Origin of the sequence: Pseudomonas sp. dw_612 (assembly GCF_018449725.1) — a bacterium.
Classification (GTDB): domain Bacteria; phylum Pseudomonadota; class Gammaproteobacteria; order Pseudomonadales; family Pseudomonadaceae; genus Aquipseudomonas.
Genome location: NZ_JAAVVC010000040.1, coordinates 1 through 24,134 on the forward strand (window position 1 = coordinate 1; position 24,134 = coordinate 24,134).

Genomic DNA, 24,134 nt, shown 5'->3' on the forward strand with positions numbered 1-24,134 from the left:
CGGCGCCACCAGCGGTTCCGTGACCGTCGCGGCCCCGGCCGATGACGTCTATAAAGACGCCGGCAAGGTTGAAGTCACCGTCAAAGATGCCACCGGTGGCAACTTTGAAAACCTGGCGACGGATCCGGCGCCAGCCGTGACCAATGTCACTGACACTATCGACACCAGCACTGTTTCGCTGACTGCTACCTCTACCGTCGCTGAAGGCGGGACCGTGGTTTACACCGCGTCCGTGAGCGCGCCAGTAACCGGCGCCCCGGTCGTCGTCACACTGTCCAACGGCCAGACCATCACCATCCCGGTCGGCGCAAGCAGCGGCAGCGTCAACTTCGTGGCCCCGAACGATGCGTTGGCGGGCGGCAGCTCCCTGAGCGTCAAAATCGACGACGCCAAGGGTGGCAACTACGAGAAGCTGGAAGTTGACGGCAAACCAGCCGACACCTCAGTCACCGATACGCCAGATACCACCACCCTCAGCCTGTCGGCTACCGACTCGGTCGCCGAGGGCGGTTCGATTGTCTACACCGCGACCCTGACCAATGCCGCTGGTACGCCAGTGACCGTAACCCTGAGCAACGGCGCGGTGATCACCATCGCCGCCGGCGCCACCAGTGGTAACGTCACCGTCGCGGCCCCGGCCGATGACGTTTATAAAGACGCCGGCAAAGTTGAAGTCACCGTCAAAGATGCTACCGGTGGCAACTTTGAAAACCTGGCCACTGACCCGGCAGCGGCGGTGACCAATGTCACTGACACCATCGACACCTCGACCGTCACCCTGACCGCGACCACCAGTGTTGCTGAAGGCGGGACTGTGGTTTACACCGCGACGGTCGGCGCTCCAGTAACTGGTTCGCCAGTGACTGTTACCCTGGCCAACGGCCAATCGATCACCATCGACATCGGCAAAACCACCGGCACGGTCAACGCCGTCGCACCGAACGACGCACTGACCGGTCACGCGCCACTGACCAACTCGATCACCAACGTCAGCGGCGGCAATTACGAAAACCTGGTCGCTGACAAAACACCGGTCAGCACCACCGTGACCGATACCGCCGACACCACCAACCTGTCGCTGACCGCGACCGGCGCCGTGGACGAAGGCGGCCAGATCACTTACACCGCGACCCTGACCAATGCGGCCGGCACACCGGTGACCGTCACCCTGAGCAACGGCGCCGTGATCACCATCGACGCCGGTAAAACCTCCGGCACCGTGACCGTCGATGCGCCGAAGGACGACGTCTACAAAGACACCGGCACCGTTGAAGCGACCATCAAAGGCGCGACCGGTGGCAACTTCGAGAACCTGGTCAGCAGCGACACCCCGGCGGTCACCACCGTCAATGACACGATCGACACCAGCACCGTATCGTTGACCGCCACCGCGAACGTCGCCGAAGGCGAAACCGTGGTCTACACCGCGTCCGTGACCGCTCCGGTGACCGGCGCACCGGTTGTGGTGACCCTGTCCAACGGTCAGACCATCACCATCCCGGTCGGCGAAACCAGCGGCAGCGTGAATTTCATCGCGCCGAACAGCCCACTGGCGGGCGGCACGTCCCTGAGCGTCAAGATCGACGGCGCCACCGGCGGCAACTACGAAAAACTGGAAGTGGACGGCAAGCCAGCGGACACCGCCGTCAGCGACACGCCTGACACCACGACACTGAGCCTGAGCGCAACTGACTCCGTGGCCGAGGGCGGCTCGATCGTCTACACCGCCACCCTGACCAACGCGGCCGGCACCCCGGTGACCGTGACCCTGAGCAACGGCGCCGTGATCACCATCGCCGCCGGCGCCACCAGCGGCACCGTGACCGTCGCCGCCCCGGCCGATGACGTCTACAAAGACGCCGGCAAGGTTGAAGCAACGATCAAGGACGCCAGCGGCGGCAACTTTGAAACCCTGGCCACCAATCCGACGGCGGCCGTGACCAATGTCACCGACACCATCGACACGTCGACGGTCAACCTGACCGCGACGTCCACCGTCGCTGAAGGCGGGACCGTGGTTTACACCGCGTCCGTCACTGCACCGGTGACCGGTTCGCCGGTTGTGGTGACCTTGTCGAACGGCCAGACCATCACCATCCCGGTAGGCGCAAGCAGCGGCAGCGTGAACTTTGTAGCGCCGAACGATGCGTTGGCGGGCGGCGGTTCCCTGAGCGTCAAGATTGATGATGCGAAGGGCGGCAACTACGAGAAGCTCGACGTTGACGGCAAACCGGCGGAAACCTCGGTGACTGATACGCCTGACACTACGACCCTGAGCCTGAGCGCGACTGATTCCGTGGCTGAAGGCGGTTCGATCGTCTACACCGCCACCCTGACCAACGCGGCCGGCACTCCGGTGACCGTGACCCTGAGCAATGGCGCAGTGATCACCATCGATGCGGGCAAAACCACCGGCACCGTCACCGTTCCAGCTCCGGCTGACGACGTCTACAAAGACGCCGGCAAAGTCGAAGCGACGATTTCTACCGCTACCGGTGGCAACTTCGAAAGCCTGGTGCCGAGCACTGCTCCTGCGGTGACCACCGTCACCGACACCATCGACACCTCGACCGTCAAACTGACTGCCACCGATAGTGTTGCTGAAGGCGGAACCGTGGTTTACACCGCGACTGTCGGCGCTCCGGTGACTGGCTCGCCAGTGACGGTGACCCTGGCCAACGGTCAGACGATCACCATCGATATCGGTAAAACCACCGGTACGGTCAACGCTGTCGCGCCGAACGATGCACTGACGGGTCATGCGCCACTGACCAACGCGATCACCGAAGTAAGCGGCGGCAACTACGAGAAACTGGTGGCTGACACGACGCCGGTTTCGACCACAGTTACCGATACTGCCGACACCACCAACCTGTCCTTGAGCGCTACCGATTCGGTTGCCGAGGGCGGTTCGATCATCTACACCGCGACACTGACCAACGCGGCCGGCACTCCGGTGACCGTGACCCTGAGCAATGGCGCAGTGATCACCATCGACGCTGGCAAAACCACCGGCACCGTCACCGTTCCTGCGCCAGCCGATGACGTCTATAAAGATGCCGGTAAAGTCGAGGCGACGATTTCTACCGCTACCGGCGGTAATTTCGAGAACCTGGTACCGAGCACCGTTCCAGCGGTGACCAATGTCAGCGACACCATCGACACCTCGACCGTCAAACTGACTGCCACCGATAGCGTTGCTGAAGGCGGAACCGTGGTTTACACCGCGACTGTCGGCGCTCCGGTGACTGGCTCGCCAGTAACGGTGACCCTGGCCAACGGCCAATCGATCACCATCGACATCGGCAAAACCAGCGGCACCGTTAATGCTGTCGCGCCGAACGACGTGCTCAATGGCCATGCGCCACTGACCAACTCGATCACCAATGTCAGCGGCGGCAACTACGAGAATCTGGCTGCCGATAAAACTCCGGTCAGCACCACCGTGACCGACACCCCGGACACCACGACCCTCAGCCTGAGCGCGACGGACTCCGTGGCTGAAGGCGGTTCCATCGTTTACACCGCGACCCTGACCAATGCGGCCGGCACTCCGGTCACCGTGACATTGAGCAACGGCGCCGTGATCCTCATCGCCGCCGGCGCCACCAGCGGCAACGTGACCGTGGCGGCCCCGGCCGATGACGTCTACAAAGACGCCGGCAAGGTCGAAGCCACCATCAAGGACGCCACCGGCGGCAACTTCGAAAACCTGGTGAAAGACCCGTCGGCTGCCGTGACCAGTGTCACCGACACCATCGATACCAGCACCGTTTCGCTGACCGCCACGTCGACCGTCGCTGAAGGCGGCACCGTCGTCTACACCGCGTCCGTGAGCGCGCCAGTGACCGGCGCCCCGGTCGTCGTGACGCTGTCCAACGGCCAAACCATCACCATCGACATCGGCAAAAGCAGCGGCACGGTCAACTTCGTCGCGCCGAACGATGCCCTGGCTGGCGGCGGTTCGCTGAGCACTACCATCAAGGACGCGACCGGCGGCAATTACGAAAAACTGGACGTCAACGGCGACCCGGCCAAAACCACCGTCACTGACACGGTGGATAACACCACCCTGTCGCTGACGGCGACCGACACCGTGGCTGAAGGTGGCCAGATCACCTACACCGCGACCCTGACCAATGCGGCCGGCACTCCAGTGACCGTCACGCTGAGCAACGGCGCCGTGATCACCATCGATGCCGGCAAAACAACTGGCACTGTGACCGTCGCGGCTCCGGCTGATGATGTTTATAAAGATGCGGGCAAGGTTGAAGTCACTGTCAAAGACGCAACCGGTGGCAATTTCGAGAACCTGGTGCCGAGTACCGTTCCAGCGGTCACCAACGTCACCGACACCATCGACACTTCGACCGTCAAACTGACCGCCACCGGCACTGCTGCTGAGGGTGGCACCGTCACCTACACCGCCACCGTCGGCCAACCAGTGACCGGTTCGCCAGTGGTCGTGACTTTGGCCAATGGCCAAAACATCACTATCGAGATTGGTAAAACCACCGGCACCGTGACCACCATCGCGCCAAACGACGCGTTGACCGGTCACGCACCGCTGACCAACTCGATCACTAACGTCACTGGCGGCAACTACGAAAACCTCGTGGCCGACAAAACCCCGGTCAACACCACCGTGACCGACACCGTCGACACCACCAACCTGTCGCTGAGTGCAACCAACTCGGTAGCCGAAGGCGGCCAGATCACTTACACCGCCACTCTGACCAACGCCGCTGGCTCGCCAGTGACCGTGACGCTGTCGAACGGCTCGGTGATCACCATCGACGCTGGCAAAACCACTGGCACCGTAACCGTCGCGGCTCCAGCCGATGACGTTTACAAAGATGCGGGCACCGTCCAGGCAACCATCAAAACCGCGACTGGCGGTAGTTTCGAAAGCCTGGTGCCCAGCACGACTCCGGCCGTGACCAACGTCACCGACACTATCGATACTTCGACCGTCAAACTGACTGCAACCGGCACCGCCGCTGAAGGTGGCACCGTCACCTACACCGCCACCGTCGGCCAACCAGTGACCGGTTCGCCAGTGGTCGTGACCTTGGCCAACGGCCAAAACATCACCATCGACATCGGCAAAACCACCGGCACCGTCACCACCATCGCGCCAAACGACGTGTTGACCGGTCACGCTCCGTTGACCAACTCGATCACCAATGTCAGCGGCGGCAACTACGAAAATCTGGTGGCTGATAAGACGCCGGTTTCGACCACAGTTACGGATACAGTCGACACCACCAACCTGTCGCTGAGTGCAACCAACTCGGTAGCCGAAGGTGGCCAGATCACCTACACCGCGACACTGACCAACGCTGCTGGCTCGCCAGTGACCGTGACCCTGTCGAACGGCTCGGTGATCACCATCGACGCCGGCAAAACAACTGGCACCGTGACCGTCCCGGCTCCGACCGATGACGTGTACAAAGATGCCGGTCCTGTTCAGGCGACGATTACCACTGCAACCGGTGGCAACTTCGAAAGCCTGGTGCCGAGCACTGTTCCAGCCGTGACCAACGTCACCGACACCATCGACACCTCGACCGTCAAACTGACCGCGACCGGCACTGCCGCTGAAGGTGGCACCGTCACCTACACCGCCACCGTCGGCCAACCAGTGACCGGTTCGCCAGTGGTCGTGACCTTGGCCAACGGCCAAAACATCACCATCGACATCGGCAAAACCACCGGCACCGTCACCACCATCGCGCCAAACGACGTGTTGACCGGTCACGCTCCGTTGACCAACTCGATCACCAATGTCAGCGGCGGCAACTACGAAAATCTGGTGGCTGATAAGACGCCGGTTTCGACCACAGTTACGGATACAGTCGACACCACCAACCTGTCGCTGAGTGCAACCAACTCGGTAGCCGAAGGTGGCCAGATCACCTACACCGCGACACTGACCAACGCTGCTGGCTCGCCAGTGACCGTGACCCTGTCGAACGGCTCGGTGATCACCATCGACGCCGGCAAAACAACTGGCACCGTGACCGTCCCGGCTCCGACCGATGACGTGTACAAAGATGCCGGTCCTGTTCAGGCGACGATTACCACTGCAACCGGTGGCAACTTCGAAAGCCTGGTGCCGAGCACTGTTCCAGCCGTGACCAACGTCACCGACACCATCGACACCTCGACCGTCAAACTGACCGCGACCGGCACTGCCGCTGAAGGTGGCACCGTCACCTACACCGCCACCGTCGGCCAACCAGTGACCGGTTCGCCAGTGGTCGTGACCTTGGCCAACGGCCAAAACATCACCATCGACATCGGCAAAACCACCGGCACCGTCACCACCATCGCGCCAAACGACGTGTTGACCGGTCACGCTCCGTTGACCAACTCGATCACCAATGTCAGCGGCGGCAACTACGAAAATCTGGTGGCTGATAAGACGCCGGTTTCGACCACAGTTACGGATACAGTCGACACCACCAACCTGTCGCTGAGTGCAACCAACTCGGTAGCCGAAGGTGGCCAGATCACCTACACCGCGACACTGACCAACGCTGCTGGCTCGCCAGTGACCGTGACCCTGTCGAACGGCTCGGTGATCACCATCGACGCCGGCAAAACAACTGGCACCGTGACCGTCCCGGCTCCGACCGATGACGTGTACAAAGATGCCGGTCCTGTTCAGGCGACGATTACCACTGCAACCGGTGGCAACTTCGAAAGCCTGGTGCCGAGCACTGTTCCAGCCGTGACCAACGTCACCGACACCATCGACACCTCGACCGTCAAACTGACCGCGACCGGCACTGCCGCTGAAGGTGGCACCGTCACCTACACCGCCACCGTCGGCCAACCAGTGACCGGTTCGCCAGTGGTCGTGACCTTGGCCAACGGCCAAAACATCACCATCGACATCGGCAAAACCACCGGCACCGTCACCACCATCGCGCCAAACGACGTGTTGACCGGTCACGCTCCGTTGACTAACTCGATCACTAACGTCACTGGCGGCAACTACGAAAACCTCGTGGCCGACAAAACCCCGGTCAGCACCACCGTGACCGACACCGTCGACACCACCAACCTGTCGTTGAGCGCCACCGGTTCAGTAGCGGAAGGTGGCCAGATCACCTACACCGCCACTCTGACCAACGCCGCTGGCACTCCGGTAACCGTGACCCTGTCGAACGGCTCGGTCATTACCATCGACGCTGGCAAAACCACTGGCACCGTGACCATCCCGGCTCCGGCTGACGACGTCTACAAAGACGCCGGCACCGTCCAGGCGACGATCACCAACGCCACCGGTGGCAGCTTCGAAAACCTGGTGCCGAGCACCACACCAGCCGTGACCAACGTCACCGACACCATCGACACTACCCAAGTCAGCATCACCGGCAGCACCTCGGTGACCGAAGGCCAGACCGCCAGCTACACCGTCAGCCTGACGCACCCGGCGCAAACCGACGTGACCCTGAAAATCGTCTACAGCGGCACCGCCGCCGACGGTTCGGACTTCACCGGTGTGTACACCGTGAAGATCCCGGCCGGCGCCAGCAGCGCCAACTTCAACGTGGCGACCATCGACGACAAGATCACCGAAGGCACCGAAAACTTCGTGGTCAAGATCGACTCGGCCACCGGCGGCAACTTCGAGAACCTCGCGGTCAGCGCCACCAATGGCAGTGTCAGCACCTCGATCATCGACAACGATGCGCCGCCGGTCATCGACCTGGATGCCAACAATTCCAGCGGCGCCACCGGTGCCAATTACAACGTGACCTTCACCGAAAACACCCCAGGTGCGGGCGTGTCGATTGCCGACACCGATCTGAAGATCACCGACCCGGACAGCACCATGCTGACCGGCGCCACCGTCGTGCTGACCAACCGTCAGGATGGCGATGCGCTGAACCTGGGCAACAGCGTCAATGGCATCACCATTAATGCCAACAGCACCAATGGCACCGTCACGCTGACCCTGTCGGGCAACGCGACGCTCGCTGACTACATGCAAGCGATCAAGAACATCAGCTTCACCAACAGCAGTGAAGACCCGAGCACCGTGCCGCGGATCATCACCGTGACCGTGACCGATGGTGGCAACTACTCGAACGTCGCGACCACCACCGTCAACGTTGTGGCCGTGAACGACGCGCCGACCGCTGCACCGGTTAACGTCACCGGCACCGAAGACACCCCGCTGATCCTCGGCTGGTCGACCTTCGGCGTCAGTGATGTCGACAGCCCGGCCGCGAGCCTGGGCGTGAAAATCACCGGCCTGCCGGGCGAAGGCAAGTTGCAATACCTGAACGGCTCGACCTGGACCGACGTCACCACCAACCAGACCTTCACCAAGGCTGACATCGACGCCGGCAAGCTGCGCTTCACCCCGGACGCCAACGAATCCGGCACCAATGGCTACGGCGGCACCGGCCTGGGCAACAATCAGGCGGATTACGCACAGATCAAGTTCCAGCCAACCGATGGCCAACTGCTGGGCAACACTGGCACGGTGAAAATCGACATCACCCCAGTGGCCGATGCGCCGTCCCTGACGGTTGCGGACAACAGCGTCAAGTCCACCGGGCTGATCAAGGAAGTCTGGACCGGTCTGTCGGGCTTGGGCACCGATGGCAGCGGCGCGCCGACCGGCACGCTCAAATCGGTCATCGACGCGGCAGGCACACCGAACTCCAGCAGCACCGTGACCAATGTGCAGTCCGACGGCAGTGTGGCGGCAGGCACCGCGTCGAAAACCTCCGGCCTGATCTACCTCGAAGCCGGCAAGACCTACACCTTCAGCGGTTCGGGCGATGACAGCTTGCTGGTGACCATCGGCGGCAAGAACGTCGCGTCCGCCCTGTGGGGTGCGGGCGGCAACCTGAGTGGTACGTTCACGCCGACCGCCAGCGGCTACTACACCCTGGACATCTACCACCACAACCAGAGTGGCCCGGGCAGCTATGACGTCAACCTGTCGGTCAATGGCGCGGCGGCAGTCGACCTGAGCAGCGCCGGCGTGCCGCTCTATACCGGCGTGGCGGACCTGGCCGCTTCCGGCGTGACCGTCTCCGACCTGCACGGCACTGGCGGTGAGGGTTATTACGACGGCTACAAACTCAACACCGGTTTCGAAGGCACCAGCGTTCACCTGTCCGCGATCAACACCGCACTGACCGACACCGACGGCTCCGAAAGCCTGAGCGTAAAAATCAGCGGCATCCCGGCAGGCTCGGTCCTGACTGACGGCGCGGGTCACACCTTCACCGCCACCGCGACGTCCGGCGAAGCCAACGTCACCGGCTGGAACCTCGGCACCCTGACCGTCACCCCGCCGACCTACTACAACGGCCAGTTCAACCTGACCGTGACCTCGACCTCCACCGAGGCCCTGGGCGGTTCGGCGATTACCACGGCGCAGATCCCGGTCACCGTTTACCCGGCGACGTACAACGCGATCACCGCCACCTCGGCTAGCGACACCATCAGCGGCACCGATGGCAACGACATCATGATCGCCGACATCGGCGGCCTGACCGTGGTGCCGGGCACCAACTACAACATCGCCTTCATGGTCGACAGTTCGGGCAGCATGAGCGCATCGTCGATCAGCGCCGCGAAAGACTCGCTGACGTCGGTGTTCAACACCCTCAAGCAGAGCATGGGCGGCAACTCGGGCACCGTGAACATCTTCCTGGTGGACTTCGATACCCAGGTCAACAAGTCGGTATCGGTCAACCTGAACGACCCGAATGCGCTGACCCTGCTCAAATCGGTTCTGGACTCGATGTCGTCCGGAGGCGGCACCAACTACGAGGACGTGTTCAAAACCACGGCCAACTGGTTCCAGAGCGCTGATGCGGTGGCCAACACGGGTGCGAAGAACCTCACCTACTTCATCACCGACGGCCAGCCGACCTACTACCAGAGCGGCGAGCAGACCAACCCGAACCTGTATGGCAGCGTTAAGCTCGACACGCTGATCACCACCAGCAATTACCAGTTGGGCAAAGCCGTCAGCCTGGTTCCGGACTCCACTCACCAGATCGACATCAGCGCTTCGGGCGCGGTCACTGTCTGGACCAAGTCCGGTAATAACTGGTCGTACACAAACCCGGGCACATTGCACGCCCAGGGCGATGGCACCTACGAGTTGTCGAGCCTGGCGGGCAGCGGTAACAGCACCAGCCAGACTACCGTTGATAACGCCAGCAGCAGCTTCGCGTTGCTGGGCAACCTGTCGAACGTAGAAGCCATCGGCCTCAACAGCGGTGTCAGCCTCAACGACCTGAAACCGTACGACACGGACAAAACGCCACAAACCAACATCGACCCGAAAGACCTGGCCAACTCGATCATCGGTCACACCGAAGCGACGTTGCCAGGTTCCGACACGGTCAGCGGCGGCGACGGCAACGACATCCTGTTCGGCGACCTGGTGAGCTTCAACGGCATCGCCGGCGAGGGTTACCAGGCCATGCAGGCGTTCGTCGCCCAGCAAACCGGCGTGGACGTCAGCAAAGTCACCACCAGCAACGTGCACCAGTTCATCACCGAGCACTACACCGCGTTCGACGTGTCCGGCGCCCACGACGGCAACGACACGCTGCTCGGCGGCGCGGGCAATGACATCCTGTTCGGCTCGGGCGGTAACGACACGCTCGATGGCGGCAAGGGCAATGACATCCTGCTCGGTGGCACCGGCAACGACACGCTGATCGGCGGTTCGGGCAACGACATCCTGATTGGCGGCTCGGGTGCCGACACCTTCGTGTGGAAGGCGGGCGACACCGGCAGCGACGTGATCAAGGACTTCAAGGCCAGCGAAGGTGACCGGATCGACCTGCGCGATTTGTTGCAGGGCGAAACCGGCAGCACCATCGACAACTTCCTGAAAATCACCACCGTCGATGGCGTGTCGTCGTTGCAGGTCAGCTCTGCGGGCAAGTTCAACTCGGCGGATGCCGCGGCGGCGACGCCGGATGTGACGATCAAACTGGAAGGCAACAACTGGTCTACCGCTAACCTGCACAACCTGATTGCCGGTAGCGATCCAACCATCAAAGTCGACCACAACAACAGCTGATCCCACGCAAAACGGCCGCCCTTATGGGGCGGCCGTCACGTTTGCGCCCATCTCACCGGTGACGATTTCGTCGCCGCACCGCATACTCGCCAACAGTTGGCCTATGCTGCTGACAGCATGACGCTGGTTCATTTCTGAGGGATGCTCAATGTTTTACGTGCAACGCGATGCGCAAGGCCAATTGGTGCGCGTGGAAGCCGCGGCCTACGCCGAGGCCACGGAAACACTGCCGGCCGACAACCATGAAATCCAGGCTTGGTACGCCAACGAAGTGATGGAAACCAGCCTCAAGCAGCTCAAGCAGAGCGACCTGGAAATGATCCGGGTACTCGACGACTTGATTCAGGTGCTGACCAGCAAAGGCGTGATCCGCGTCACCGACCTGCCGGCCGCCGCCCAAGCCAAACTGATGGACCGGACCCAGGCCCGGGAAGCGTTGGGTGGGTTGAGTCATTTGATCGATGATGATGAGACGGGGTTGATTTAGAGATCAGGCTGACTGCGGCGAGTGGCTTGCTCCCTTTGCGCAATGGTTCTTCGCTTGAACTTAAATCTCCCTTGTCCTGAAGAGCCAGCCCTCTCCCCTGAGGGAAGAGGGGAAAGGGAGCAGATCTTCATGCTTTTCAGGACCTGAGTTCGACTCGATATTTCAGGTCGATGTAACTCTAAGAACGACTCGGTCAGTCCCCTCGCCCCTCTGGGGAGAGGGTTAGGGTGAGGGGTGGATCTCAATGACTCACCGCCAAGGCTTGGGCTCACCAAACAACTGCCCCTGAACCCCATACAACCCCATCTCGCGAATCACCGACAATTCCCCTTCGGTCTCGACCCGCTCGGCAATCAGCGGCAGGTCAATGCTGTGTGCCGCCCGCTGGATAGCCTCGATGAACAAGCGCTTGTCACTCTCCTGATCAATCGCCCGGATGTAGCTGCCATCGATCTTCAGGTACGCCAACCCGAGCCGCGCCAGGTTGCCGATCATGCTGAACCGTCCGCCAAAGCGCTGCAGGCTCAGGGAGAACCCAAGCTCGCGCAGACGCCGCGTCAACTGCTCCAGCACCGCTTGCTCAGGCAATTGCTCCTCACCGATTTCCAGGGTCAGGCGTTCACCCAGATTCGAATGCTGACGCAAGATTTCGAAGACTCGATTCAGCGCCTGCGGATCCGCCAGCGTCGCCGAAGACAGGTTCAGCGCCAGGGATTCCTCATGCCCGGCCATTTGCCCCAGGACCAATTCCAACATCAGCCGATCCAGCCGCGCGGTCCAGCCAAAGCGCTCCAGCCACGGCAGGAAACGCCCGGCGGGAATGGTCTGGCCCTGATCGTCGAGCAAACGTGACAGCACTTTGTAATGCAGCACCAACGCGGTGTCCTGAGCCGCCACGACCGGTTGGAAGTACAGCTCAAACCGTTGCTGATTCAATGCCCCATCGAGCAGTGTGTGCCACGCATGATGGTCATCGCCGACACTGGCCGAAGCACTTTGATCCAGGCACGCCCAGCTCTGCTCGCCTTGGCCTTCAGCCTGCGCCAGCGCCTGATCCGCCAGGCCGAGCACCGCTTGCGGCGAGTCGCCATGGGCAAACGGCGCCAACCCGATGGACGCCACCGAAGCCACGTCGGTGGCGCCGGTCGCATGCAGGCTTGCCAACGCGCTGTCGAGGTTCTGCGCCAGTTGCAGCGCTTCTTCGCGCACCAGTCCCGGCGCCAGCACGGCGAATTCACCGCCGCGAATCCGCGTGACGAGGTTCTGGGTTTCCGGGTACTTGGCGCACTCGCGGGACAATTGCTCGCCCACGGCTTTCAACAAGTCATCGGTGCGCTGACCGCCCAGGCGCTGGTTCAAACCAGCCAGGTCCTTGACCCGCAACAGCAGCAGATAACCGGAACTGGCTTGCTCGGGATTGCTCACCCGGGCATTCAATTGCATTTCGAAATAGCGTCGGTTGGCCAGGCCCGTGAGGTTGTCCTGATAGGACTCGACCCGCAGTTTTTCACTGCGCTCGGCCTGTTCCTGGAACAGCGCCTTGAGCTTCTCGACCATTTGATTCATGGCCTGCACCACCCGGCGCAGCTCAGGCGTGCGCGGCAGTTCCGGCAGGCTGAGGAATTCCCGGCGCGCGATGGCGTGGGATTGCTTGACCATATAGTCCAGCGGCTTCAATTGCCGACGCAACAGCAACGCGCCCAGCACCGCACTCACCGCGCCGCAGATCAACAACCAGCCCAGGCTGCCGAGCGCGCTCTGCCACAGCTTGGCCAAAGCGAACATCGGATGGCTGACCACCTCGACCCGCGCAGCCTGTTCCCAGCCACGACTGACCAGCGCATCGCCGCCAGCGGCTTCCAGCCCGATCATTTTGACGAACCAGTCCGGCACGTTATTCACCGCCGGAATGCCGCTGCGCTCGACGATGGTCTGGTCGGTCTTGAGGTCGACCACGCGGATGCTCGCGTAGTAGCCGCTGTCGAAAATCGAGCTGACCAGCAACTCGACCATCGCCGGGTCGTCGATGTTCGGCGTCAGGGACAGCGCCAGCGCCGTGGCGGCGTCCTGGGCGTGGGAGCGCAACTGATTGACGTATTGAGTGCGCGAGCTCTCCAGGCTGACCATGAAGCTGCCGGTGAAGGCGACCACAAGGAACAGACAGATAGCGATCAACAGCTGTTTGAACAAAGACATCTGAGCGCGTGCTCCTAGTTAGTCGTCTCGACCGGAAATCCTTCGGCCTGCATTTTTTTCAACACGTCCTGCCAACGGGACAGGCGCTTGGTGTCACCCACTTTTTTGTTGCCCTTGGCGCCGGGCAGGTACAAGCCTTCGGCATTGAAAGAGTAGACCGGCAGCAAATCGGTACGTTGGCTGGCCGGCTTGATCTCGTTGATCAGGCTGTCGAGCACCAGCGGCATCGCCTCGGGTGTTGCGTAGTAGGTCAACACCATGTGCGCCCGGTTCAAGCGCAACGCCTTGACGTAGGTGATGCGCAGCTTGTCACTGGAAACACCCAGATGACGCAGGCTGAAGTACTTGGCGATGGCGTAGTCTTCGCAGTCGCCGGCGCCCTTCCATAAGGCTTCGATGGGGGTTTCCCAGTAATCGACCTCGTGCCACAGGTCGATGTCTTCCTCGTAGCGCATCTGTTTATTGAAGAACTGGTTCACCACGTTCAGCTTTTCCATCTCGCCAACCTGTTTCTGGGTGGCCAGCAAACGCTGCCAGGCATCAATGCGTTGCTGCCCCTCGCCCAACGGCCCGTAAATGGCCTGGGCACGACGGCTGATCAGCGAAAAATCCCAGTCGGCATGCAACCCGCCCAGCATGACGCCGGCCAGCAGCAGCGCGCAGCATAGCCAGCGCATCATCCGGGGGATTGCGAAACGTACCGCCAATGCGAGGCATCCAGGGTAGGCAGGTGGAAAGCGGTTGATGGTGAAGGTTAGCCCGAGAAAAGACAATGGCACGGTGAGATCACGTCTTGCGCGCTAAACTTGGTATGCAGGTAGTCATAAAAAGATTGCAGCCGACGATAGATCGTACAAAGTGGCGGGCTCGACTTATTTGTTGCAGCGATCTTTTACAAGGTTTGACAACCTGTATAACAGTCACTAGTGTCCATTTGGATCCAAAAACAACTTCAGTCATTCAGGGTGCGTAGTAGTGACACAGAAGCCCAATCCTCTCAGCAGCATCAAGGTCAACGGGCCGATTCCCGCTCACCTGGCGCGCTCGGTCATCGAAGAAACCCTGCGTTCGGCCATTCTCGACGGACGTATCCCTTGCGGCACAGCCCTGCGCCAGCAAGACCTGGCAGACCTGTTCGGCGTCAGCCGCATGCCCGTGCGCGAAGCGTTGCGTCAGCTTGAAGCGCAAGCGTTGCTCAATGTCGTCGCCCATAAAGGTGCGGTCGTCGCTGCGCTGGTGCAGGGCGATGCCACTGAAACCTACGAGCTGCGGATCCTGCTGGAATCCGAAGCCTTGCGCCGCTCGATTCCCTTGCTCAGTGTCGCCGATTTCGAACTGGCCGCCCGCTACATCGACGAATTGGAAACCGAACACAACTACACCGAGATCGGCCGACTCAATCGCCTGTTCCATATGGCGCTGTACAGCAAGGCCCCCAATCGCCGGCTGTTGCGCCTGGTTGAAGACGGGTTGAACGAGGAAGAACGCTTCTTGCGCTTCAACCTCGAAGCGATGGGCCTGGGCAAGTTGTCCCAGGAAGATCACCGGAACCTGTTACGCGCCGTTGAAGCCCGGGACATTGAGCACTCGGTAAAACTGCTCGAGCATCACCTCAACCGCGGTGTCGAGGTCATCACACGCTACCTCGAAAGCTCCGCCGCCCAAGGCAAGAAAATCGCGAGATAAACCGCAACCCCGGGCGCACGCGAGCACCTCAAATGTGCTCGCCAGCACCCGCGGTCACTGATAGTCGCCCCCCCTGAACAATCCTCTTACAAATCCCCGATTCGCTCATACCAGACCGGTAGAGCAATGCCGCTGCTGACTGTCCTGAGTCCTACATTCAACTTCCCCCCCAAGTCCGATAATTGCAGCCCACGAATGATGCGTCAGCGATAGCGGCTGCCGCCATTTACGCTCACTCTTGGGCCAGCCAACCAACAATGACGGATGACGCGCCGCAGCCACGGCGCAGTCAACGCACCAAGAACCTACGGAAGGAGTCTTGCCACGGGAAAGGAAGTAGAAGGCGTATTCCCGGCCAACTTCCATCCCCTCAGATCACACCAACGATTTGCAGTTAGAAAGTTGCTACGAGTGAGGTATTCACTCTCTTTTTCGATTCTGACTTATATAAGCCGGAAGGAGCAACTTCATCCAAATAAAACTCAAATCAAAAGTTTTATTGAAGCTTGTCGTGCCTGAGAAAGTTAAACTTTCAAATAATATAAAAATAACTTGCGGGAAACTTTATTGATGTATTAGTTTTTCTCCGCCGCCATTGGATCCAAGCCGGCCAGGCGCAAGCCAGACTGCCACACAACTAATACACATCAATTCGTTTGAGGCCTTCGCTCGCCAACAGAAAATATTAAGCAACTAACTCGCGTTGATTACGCCACTTAACGGCACTCTAACTTACTTATAGGCTCGCCCATGAAACCGACTAAAGACCGTCTCAACCAAAAGAAAGCAGAACTTAGCGCGCACCCAATCTTTGGCGAAATACATTCGTTGTCGATCCTGCGGCGCTTCATGGAAACCCATGTATTTGCCGTTTGGGATTTCATGTCACTGACCAAGCGTCTGCAGCAGGAACTGACCTGTGTGCAGCTGCCTTGGCTGCCGCCGCGAGATGCGCAAGCGGCGCGGCTGATCAACGAGATTGTGCTCGGTGAAGAGTCCGATGATCGTCCTGCCCATGGTCACTACAGCCATTTCGAGTTGTACCTGGATGCGATGCGTGAAATCGGTGCCAGTACCGTCGCGGTGGAGCGCTTCGTGACGTTGCAAAAAGAAGGCGTGAGCTATGACGTGGCGCTGCAAAGCGTGGACATCGACCCCGCCGCCGCACAGTTCGTGCGCCACACCTTGCACACCGCGCTGCACGCGCCGGGTCATAGCGTCGCAGCGGTGTTCCTGCATGGTCGGGAAAGTGTGATTCCGCAGATGTTCCAGCGGATTCTCGACGACTGGGGCATTGGTCTCGACCAAGCCCCGACTTTCCGTTACTACCTGGAACGCCACATCGAAGTCGACTCTGAAGACCACGGTCCGGCCGCGGAAACACTCCTCGCCCGACTGGTCGATGGCGACCCGCAACGCCAGGAGGACGTGTACGCCAGCGCCATCGCCGCCGTGGAAAGCCGCATCGCCCTGTGGGATGGCTTGCGCGTCAGCATGAGCGAAACCGTCGGTGAGGTGAGCGCATGAACGCCGCCGACTACCAATCCTTCGCCGACGCCTGGGAGAGCCGCGCGACCATCCGCACTCGACCCCGACGCGTACTGGAGAACGACGACAAACTGATCTACCCGTTGAGCCGCCAACCCTTGGTGCTGAGCGAAACCTTCCTGCGCGAATGCCCCGAACAACGGGACTTCGCTCTGGTGCAGACGCTCTACAAGTTCATCAACGACGTGGTGATTTTCGAAACCGAGATCGTCGACAAAACCGCGCGCAGCATCGCCAAGAATCGCTTCGCCGTGGCGTTTCCATTCGCCTGCCGCTACGACGCCATGACCGTGGTGGTGGACGAGGATTATCACGCCCTGGTGGCGATGGATTTCATGCAGCAGACCGTCGCGATGACCGGTATTACACCGATCGAACTGCCGGATGAAATCGAGTTGAGCCGGGCGATTCCCGCCGCCGTGGACCTGGCACCGGAACACCTGCGCAGCGCCGTGGAACTGATCTGCGTGGCCATCGCCGAGAACACCGTGACCGGCGATGTGGCGGCGTTCGCCAAGGACGACACGGTCAAGCAATCGATCAAGGGGCTGATGGCCGATCACTTGCTGGACGAGGGCCGCCACTCCAGCTTCTGGGCGCGGATGGTGCGCATCTACTGGCATACCGCAAGCGAAGCCGATCGCCAGTGCATCGCACAGATTCTGCCGGTGTTTATCCGTCACTACCTGACCAACGACATTCAGAAGTCCTTCGACTTTCGCCTGATCGAGTCCTTGCAGGTCAGTGACGCTGCGCGCCAGGCGCTCAAGAGCGAAGTGTCGGGCCTGGCCTTCCCGATCAATCGCCATCACCCACTGGTTGCCAACATCGTGCGGTTTTTCCGCAGCAGTTCGCTGCTCGATTCGCCGTGCGTTCAAGAAGCCCTGAGCGACTACCTGGTTTAACGAGGAGAACATCATGAGACGTCTCGACATTGTGCTTATAGGGCAGAGCCAGGCCTTGACCGACCTGGCGCTGGAGCTCGAACAACATGGACATTCACTGACACGGCAGGTGGCTTCAGGTGAGCGAACGTTGGGCAACGTCGACTTGCTGATTCACGATGCCAGCGTGGCTTTTGCCGACATCGGCGATGTGCCGCGATTGACGCTGCAACTGGGGGTCGGTGGAGCGACTGGACTGCCGACTCTGGACTTGCTGTGCACATTCGGTTCGACGCTGTTCACTCGCGTGCCGATTGCCGAAGAAGCTTCCGGCAACGGCCAGGCGTTGCGTCTGCGGGCTGTGGCGGAACTGGTGGATCACGTGGCGTTGCTGGTCAGCCGGTTTTCCCGGGATGCCGAGTATTTCCAGCTCACCGAACCGGCGGCACCGGTTGATTTTGAGCGGGTAGAAAACCTGCTGTTTCTCGAACACCTGGCCTTCGCCCATCAACTCAACATGACCGCGCACGACGGGCTGCTGCAACTGGGCCAGATCCCGATGATTGAGCGGCTTGAACAGCGCTTTATCCACTGCGCCGAACGACCTGCACTGAACATCGCCGGTACGTCCCTCAGCTATCGCCAATTACATGCTCACAGCCGCGCCATCCAGCAACGGTTGCAGCCGTTATTGGATGAGCATCAAGGTTCGCTGGTGGTCGGTATCTGCTTGCCGAAATGCAGCGCGTTGTATGCGGGGATTCTGGCGATTCTCGGCAGCGGCGCGGTGTATCTGCCGCTGGAGCCGAGCCATCCGTTGCAACGTCAGCAGTACATTCTGGAGAACGCCGGGGCGGTGTTGCTGCTGCATGACGGCGAGCATCCGCTGGCGGACCAGATGCCGGGGCTGGACATCAGCAGAGTCGACTTCGATGAAGTGGATCTCGCTCTGCCACTGATTCGCCAGCGACCCGCGCTCGATGCGCCGTGCATGGCGCTCTATACCTCGGGCACCACCGGGCACCCGAAAGGCGTGTTGCTCAGCCAGGCCAACCTCGCGCACTTCACCGCGTGGTACGCCGACTACGTGCAACTGACTGAACAGAGTCGGGTGTTGCAATTTTCGTCGCTAAGTTTCGACTCGTCGTTGATCGATATTTTCCCGACGCTGCTGCAGGGCGCCGAGCTGATCGTGCCCAGCGATGACCAACGCCGCGATCCGTTGCAACTGGTGGCGCTGATCCGCAACCAGCAACTGAGCCACGCTTTCCTGCCGCCGGCGCTGTTGAGCATTTTGCCGCTGGAGCAGTTGCAGGTGCTGGATCACGTGATGACCGGCGGCGACGTTTGCGAGCCCTACGTCATCGAGCAACTGACTCGCCAGGGCAACCTCTACAACCTCTACGGCCCGACCGAAGCCACAGTGCTGATCACCGCGCGACAACTGCGGCCCGGCGACAACAACCGTACCCTCGGCGGCCCGATTGCCAACAGTCAGGTGCTGATTCTCGATGAAGCCTTTCAACCAGTGGCGGAGCAGAGCGTTGGCGAGCTGTACATCGTCGGCCCGGGCGTGTGCCTGGGTTACCTGAACAACCCGCAGCAGACCGCCGAACGCTATCTGGACCTGAGCCTGCCGAACGGTGAAAGCCTGCGTGCCTACCGCACCGGCGACATGGCGAAGTGGACCGGCGACGGTATCGAACTGTGTGGGCGGCGGGACAATCAGGTGAAGATTCGCGGCTTCCGGGTCGAGCCGGAAGAGATCGAACGTTGCCTGCGCGACAGTCAGCTCTACCGGCAAGTGGCGGTGGTCATCGACAGCCAGCGACGAATTCTGGCGTTCCTCGCCCAGCCCCAGGAAGACCAACCCGGCGCCGCGCGCGAAGCGCTGAAGGTCCACGCCGTGCAGTTCCTGCCGGACTACATGCAACCCGGCGCGTGGACTGAGCTGCAGAGCATGCCGTTTGCCAGTAACGGCAAGATTGATCGCAAGGCGCTGCTGGCGATGCCCGTGACCGTGCTGGAGAACAGCGCTCGCCGCTTGCCCACCAGTGCCGATGAAGCACTGTTGCTGGAGATCTGGGCCGAATTGCTGGAGTTGCCGGCCAGCGATATTTCCACCGACGAAAGCTTTTTCAATCTGGGTGGTCACTCGATCCTGCTGTCGCGGATGTTGCTGCGGCTGCGTGAAGAGTTCGGACGCAGCATCTCGATCAACCGCTTTATCGAACTGCCCACGATCTCGAAATTGGCGACGTTGGTTCGCGGCTCGGGCACCGAAGAAGTGCTGAGCGCGCAAGCCATGACCGATGCTTTTCGTGAACTGGATGTGCAGCCGCTGCCGATCAGCCGCATGGGCGATGTGCATAAGGTGATCGTCACCGGTGCCAACAGTTTTGTTGGCGTGCACATCGTCGAAGCGTTGCTGGCCTGGGGCGCCAGTGAAGTCGCTTGCCTGGTGCGCGAGGGTGGCGGGCAATCGGCGGCGGAACGTTTTGCCCAGGCGTTGCGTGAAAACCGTCTGGAGCATCTGGACCTGCATCGGGTGCGGGTTTATGCAGCGGATATCACGCGTCCTTGTTTGGGACTCGCGGAGGATGTCTACGAACGCCTGGACCGGGAGTTCGGCGCGTTGGTGCACAACGCAGCCAACGTTAATCACGTGCTCGATTACGAGTCGTTGGCGCGGGACAACGTCGAGCCGATTTTCGAGTGCCTGCGATTGTGTGAAGGGCGCAGCAAGAAGATCTTCAACTTCGTCTCGACGCTCTCGGCCTCCAGCACCATTGCCGATGATGGCCGAGTGCTTGAATTGCCTGCCGCGCAGACGCCACCGATCTACATCAAAAACGGCTACAACCTGTCCAAATGGGTCGGCGAGCGGATCCTTGAGCGGGCGCGGGAGCGTGGTGTGCGGGTCAACCTGTATCGCCCCGGCAACATCAGTTTCAACAGCCTCACCGGCGTCTGCCAGCCGCACAAAAATCGCTTGATGCTGATGCTCAAGGGTTCGATACAGCTCGGCCAGGTGCCGGAGTTTTCCCTGAACTTCGACCTGATGCCGGTGGACTTCCTTGCTCGTTTCATCGCGTTCCATGCCAGCCGTTATCAGCCGGAACACGCCGTGTTCAACCTGCACAACCCCGAGCCTCTGAGTTGGGATGCGTACGTCGATTCGTTTCGCGAAGCGGGTCGGGAATTCTCGATGGTCAGCGTCGCCGACTGGCAGCAGCAACTGGGTCGGGTCGACAGCGACAACGCGTTGTTCGGCGTGCTGGGTTTCTACCTCAACGGTTTTGAAGAAGACATCGGCGACATCTCGATGATCGGCCACGACAACGCCCAAGCCGGCGTCCGGCAGATGGGCGCGCACTACCCACAAAAATCCCCGGCGCTGCTACGCCGCGGCTGCGACTACCTCAAAGAAATCAACTTCATCTGAACCACCCAACAGGAGCAAGACCATGAAAACCCTGCAACCCGATACCCTGATCCAAAACCCTCACGGCTGCCACGTGGCATCTTCGGTGGACGTGCCTGCGGATGCACTGAAGGTCTGGGCCGTAGTCGGCAATTTCGCCGGCTTCGATCAATTCATTCCGGCGCTGTCGCACATCGAAATGACCGGCGAAGGCGTGTCGTCCCTGCGCAAGAAAGTCTTCAAGGACGGCAACCTGGTGGTCGAGCAACTCAACTCACGGGACGACCACGCGCTGAGCATGACCTGGACCACGATCTACAACACCTTGGGCGTGGCCAATTTGTGGGCGGCGATGAATGTGGAATCTCTGGGGACGGGCAAGTCCCGGGCAACCTGGACCATCATCGCCGAACCCGCTCAGGGCGGCGCCGAGGCGTTGCCGGGGTTCAAGGATTTTGTGCAGGGGTTTGCCGATGACGCGATGAACAATGTGTTGAAGTTGTTTGCGTAGGGCTTCGGTTCGGCGGTGACTGATGCACCGCTTTCGCGAGCAAGCCCGCTCCCACATTTGATCGCATTCTTTCAGACAGAATTCGGTCAACCTGTGGGAGCGGGCTTGCTCGCGAAGAACGATAACGCGGTCGAACTGACCTCAATCAGATCTTGAAACTATCAACCAACTGCTTCAACCGGTTGGCCTGCAACGACAACGCATCGCAATCCTTCAACGTTTCATTGAGGTTGGCCACGCTTTGCTGGTTCAGCAAGTTGATCTGGTTGACGTCGACATTGAGGGTTTCCACCACGGCGGTCTGCTCTTCGGTCGCCGCGGCCACCGATTGGTTCATCCCGTCGATTTCGCCAATGCGCTGGGTCACGCTGATCAGCCGCAGACCGGCCTGGTTCGCCACTTCAACGCTCTCTTCGCTGGAGACCTGACTGGCGTTCATGGTGGTCACCGCTTCGCGAGAACCGATCTGCAGCGAAGTGATCATCTTGTGGATCTCTTCCGCTGACTCCTGGGTGCGGTGGGCGAGGTTGCGCACCTCATCCGCCACCACCGCAAAACCACGACCGGCTTCACCGGCACGGGCGGCTTCGATGGCCGCGTTCAGTGCCAGCAGGTTGGTTTGCTGGGAGATGCCTTTGATCACGTCCAAAATGTGCCCGATGTTGTCGGTGCTGGCATTCAGGGTTTCGATCTGGGTGCAGGACAGGCTGATTTTCTGCGACAACTCGGTCATGGCCAGGATGGTTTTTTCCACCACCTGACGACCGTCATCGGCCTGCTCGCTCGCGCCGCTGGCGTGCTGCGAAGCATCGGCGGCGTTGCGGGCGATTTCCTGGGTCGCGGCGCCCAATTGGTTAATGGCGGCCGCCACACTGTTGGTGCGGGCGCTTTGTTCGTCGGAACCAATGATCGAGGCGTTGGACGATGCCATCACCCGTTGCGACAGGTCATGGACCTGACGGGTCGCCGAGGACACTTCGGAAATCGACGCGTGAATTCGCTCCACGAACTGGTTGAACGCACCGCCCAGCTCACCGAATTCGTCTTTGCTTTCCACGGCCAGACGACGGGTCAGGTCACCTTCACCCTGGGCGATGTCTTGCATCGCACGACCCATGGTGGTCAGCGGACGCATCAGCACATTGATCAGCAGGCTCAGCAGCACTGCAATGGCGCTCACGGCGATAAACATCGCAATCAGTGCTGAGGTGCGGAATTGGCTTAGTGGGGCGTAGGCCTTGTCCTTATCGATCGACAGACCGATGTACCACTCGGCGTTCGGCAAACCGCTGACCGGGGTGAACGAGAGGATGCGGTCCTGCTTGTTCAAGGTGACTTCCTGATTACCCTTCCCGATGCGCACGCCGGCGTTCGGGTAGATATCTTTCAGGTTCTTCATCACCTGGTCTTTGTCCGGGCTGACGATCACCTGACCGTCAGCACTGACGAGGAACGCGTGGCCGATGCCGCCGAAGTCTACCGAGTTGATGATCTTGACCAGGGTTTCCAGGCTCAGGTCACCGCCGACTACGCCGAGCAATTCGCCGTTCTTTTTCACCGGAAGGGCGATGGTCACGACAAGGCCGCCGACCGCTGCCATGTATGGCGGGGTCAGCATGGTCTTGTCGGCCGCGACGGCCTGCTTGTACCAAGGGCGCTGACGTGGGTCGTAGCCGTCCGGCATCTTCGCGTCCGGGCGTTGGGTGAATACACCGTTTGCCTGACCGACATAAGTGAACTGGAAGTTCGAGGTGAGGGCCGGTTGATCGACCAAGCCTGGCAGATCGGCATTCGCGCCTTGGTGGGCGACGTTCTGCGCCAGGTTTTCCAACACCAGAACGCGGCCACTCATCCAGTTCTGCACGCTGCTGGCGGTTAGATCACCGGCTTGCTGGACGGAGGATTCGAGATTCTGCCGAATCGTATTTCGCTGCAAATAGTCGTTGTACAAAGTGAACAACGCAAAAGCCAGCACCACGACGCCTGAAGCGGCCAGCAGGATTTTATGGCTGAACTTGAGATTCATTTCATGGGACTTCTTATGCAAAAAGTGGGGATGCGTTCCGGTTGCAACATTCCATGTAACAGCGCAGGCGGCGTTCTGAGGCCGCTCCACTTTGGTGCACGCATGTCTCACCAGTCTTTCGGCACGAGAAGGAGAAATCTTAGGGGTTTGTATGAAATGGTTGGGATTACCGCCAGATTCCCGCCGAACGGCGTACTAGAGCGGCTGGGCAATCACTTTTCTGTCGCTTGACGGTTTTTCGGCTCTAAAACGACAAAACCCCTGTCTGCGTTAGCAGACAGGGGTTTCGGAATTC

At 60.5% G+C, this 24,134-nt stretch carries 10 protein-coding genes; 7 read left to right on the forward strand and 3 right to left on the reverse strand.

Annotated elements, in window-relative coordinates; all coding sequences use genetic code 11:
* A partial coding sequence (locus HB680_RS31845) for an immunoglobulin-like domain-containing protein (protein ID WP_213942227.1) occupies window positions 1-11,077 on the forward strand: 11,077 nt, incomplete at its 5' end.
* A 148-nt stretch (window positions 11,078-11,225) separates the two neighbouring features.
* Window positions 11,226-11,564, forward strand: coding sequence for a hypothetical protein (locus HB680_RS31850; RefSeq protein ID WP_054050336.1), 339 nt, complete (start codon window positions 11,226-11,228; stop codon window positions 11,562-11,564).
* Between the two features lie 249 nt (window positions 11,565-11,813).
* On the opposite strand, the gene lapD is transcribed toward HB680_RS31850, so the two are convergent.
* A complete protein-coding gene (gene lapD, locus HB680_RS31855; protein ID WP_213942228.1) occupies window positions 11,814-13,760 on the reverse strand; it encodes a cyclic di-GMP receptor LapD in 1,947 nt (648 codons plus the stop codon).
* 14 nt (window positions 13,761-13,774) lie between these two features.
* Window positions 13,775-14,467, reverse strand: a complete 693-nt coding sequence (gene lapG, locus HB680_RS31860; RefSeq protein WP_213942229.1) for a cysteine protease LapG — start codon at window positions 14,465-14,467, stop codon at window positions 13,775-13,777.
* Window positions 14,468-14,735: 268 nt separating this feature from the next.
* On the opposite strand from lapG, the gene HB680_RS31865 reads away from it, so the two are divergent.
* From HB680_RS31865 to HB680_RS31885, 5 genes are all read left to right on the forward strand, one after another.
* A complete protein-coding gene (locus HB680_RS31865; RefSeq protein WP_213942230.1) occupies window positions 14,736-15,446 on the forward strand; it encodes an FCD domain-containing protein in 711 nt (236 codons plus the stop codon).
* A gap of 750 nt (window positions 15,447-16,196) precedes the next feature.
* Window positions 16,197-16,973: a DUF3050 domain-containing protein gene (locus HB680_RS31870; RefSeq protein WP_213942231.1), complete on the forward strand. Its 777-nt coding sequence runs from the start codon at window positions 16,197-16,199 to the stop codon at window positions 16,971-16,973.
* A complete protein-coding gene (locus tag HB680_RS31875) occupies window positions 16,970-17,899 on the forward strand; it encodes a diiron oxygenase (protein WP_213942232.1) in 930 nt (309 codons plus the stop codon). The genes HB680_RS31870 and HB680_RS31875 overlap by 4 nt, the downstream gene beginning before the upstream one ends.
* A gap of 13 nt (window positions 17,900-17,912) precedes the next feature.
* The gene (locus tag HB680_RS31880) at window positions 17,913-21,323 is read left to right on the forward strand and encodes a non-ribosomal peptide synthetase (protein WP_213942233.1); all 3,411 of its coding nucleotides are present in this window, start codon (window positions 17,913-17,915) and stop codon (window positions 21,321-21,323) included.
* Window positions 21,324-21,345: 22 nt separating this feature from the next.
* Window positions 21,346-21,813, forward strand: coding sequence for an SRPBCC family protein (locus tag HB680_RS31885; RefSeq protein WP_213942234.1), 468 nt, complete (start codon window positions 21,346-21,348; stop codon window positions 21,811-21,813).
* 145 nt (window positions 21,814-21,958) lie between these two features.
* On the opposite strand, the gene HB680_RS31890 is transcribed toward HB680_RS31885, so the two are convergent.
* Window positions 21,959-23,839, reverse strand: coding sequence for a methyl-accepting chemotaxis protein (locus HB680_RS31890; RefSeq protein WP_213942235.1), 1,881 nt, complete (start codon window positions 23,837-23,839; stop codon window positions 21,959-21,961).
* Window positions 23,840-24,134: the final 295 nt, after the last annotated feature.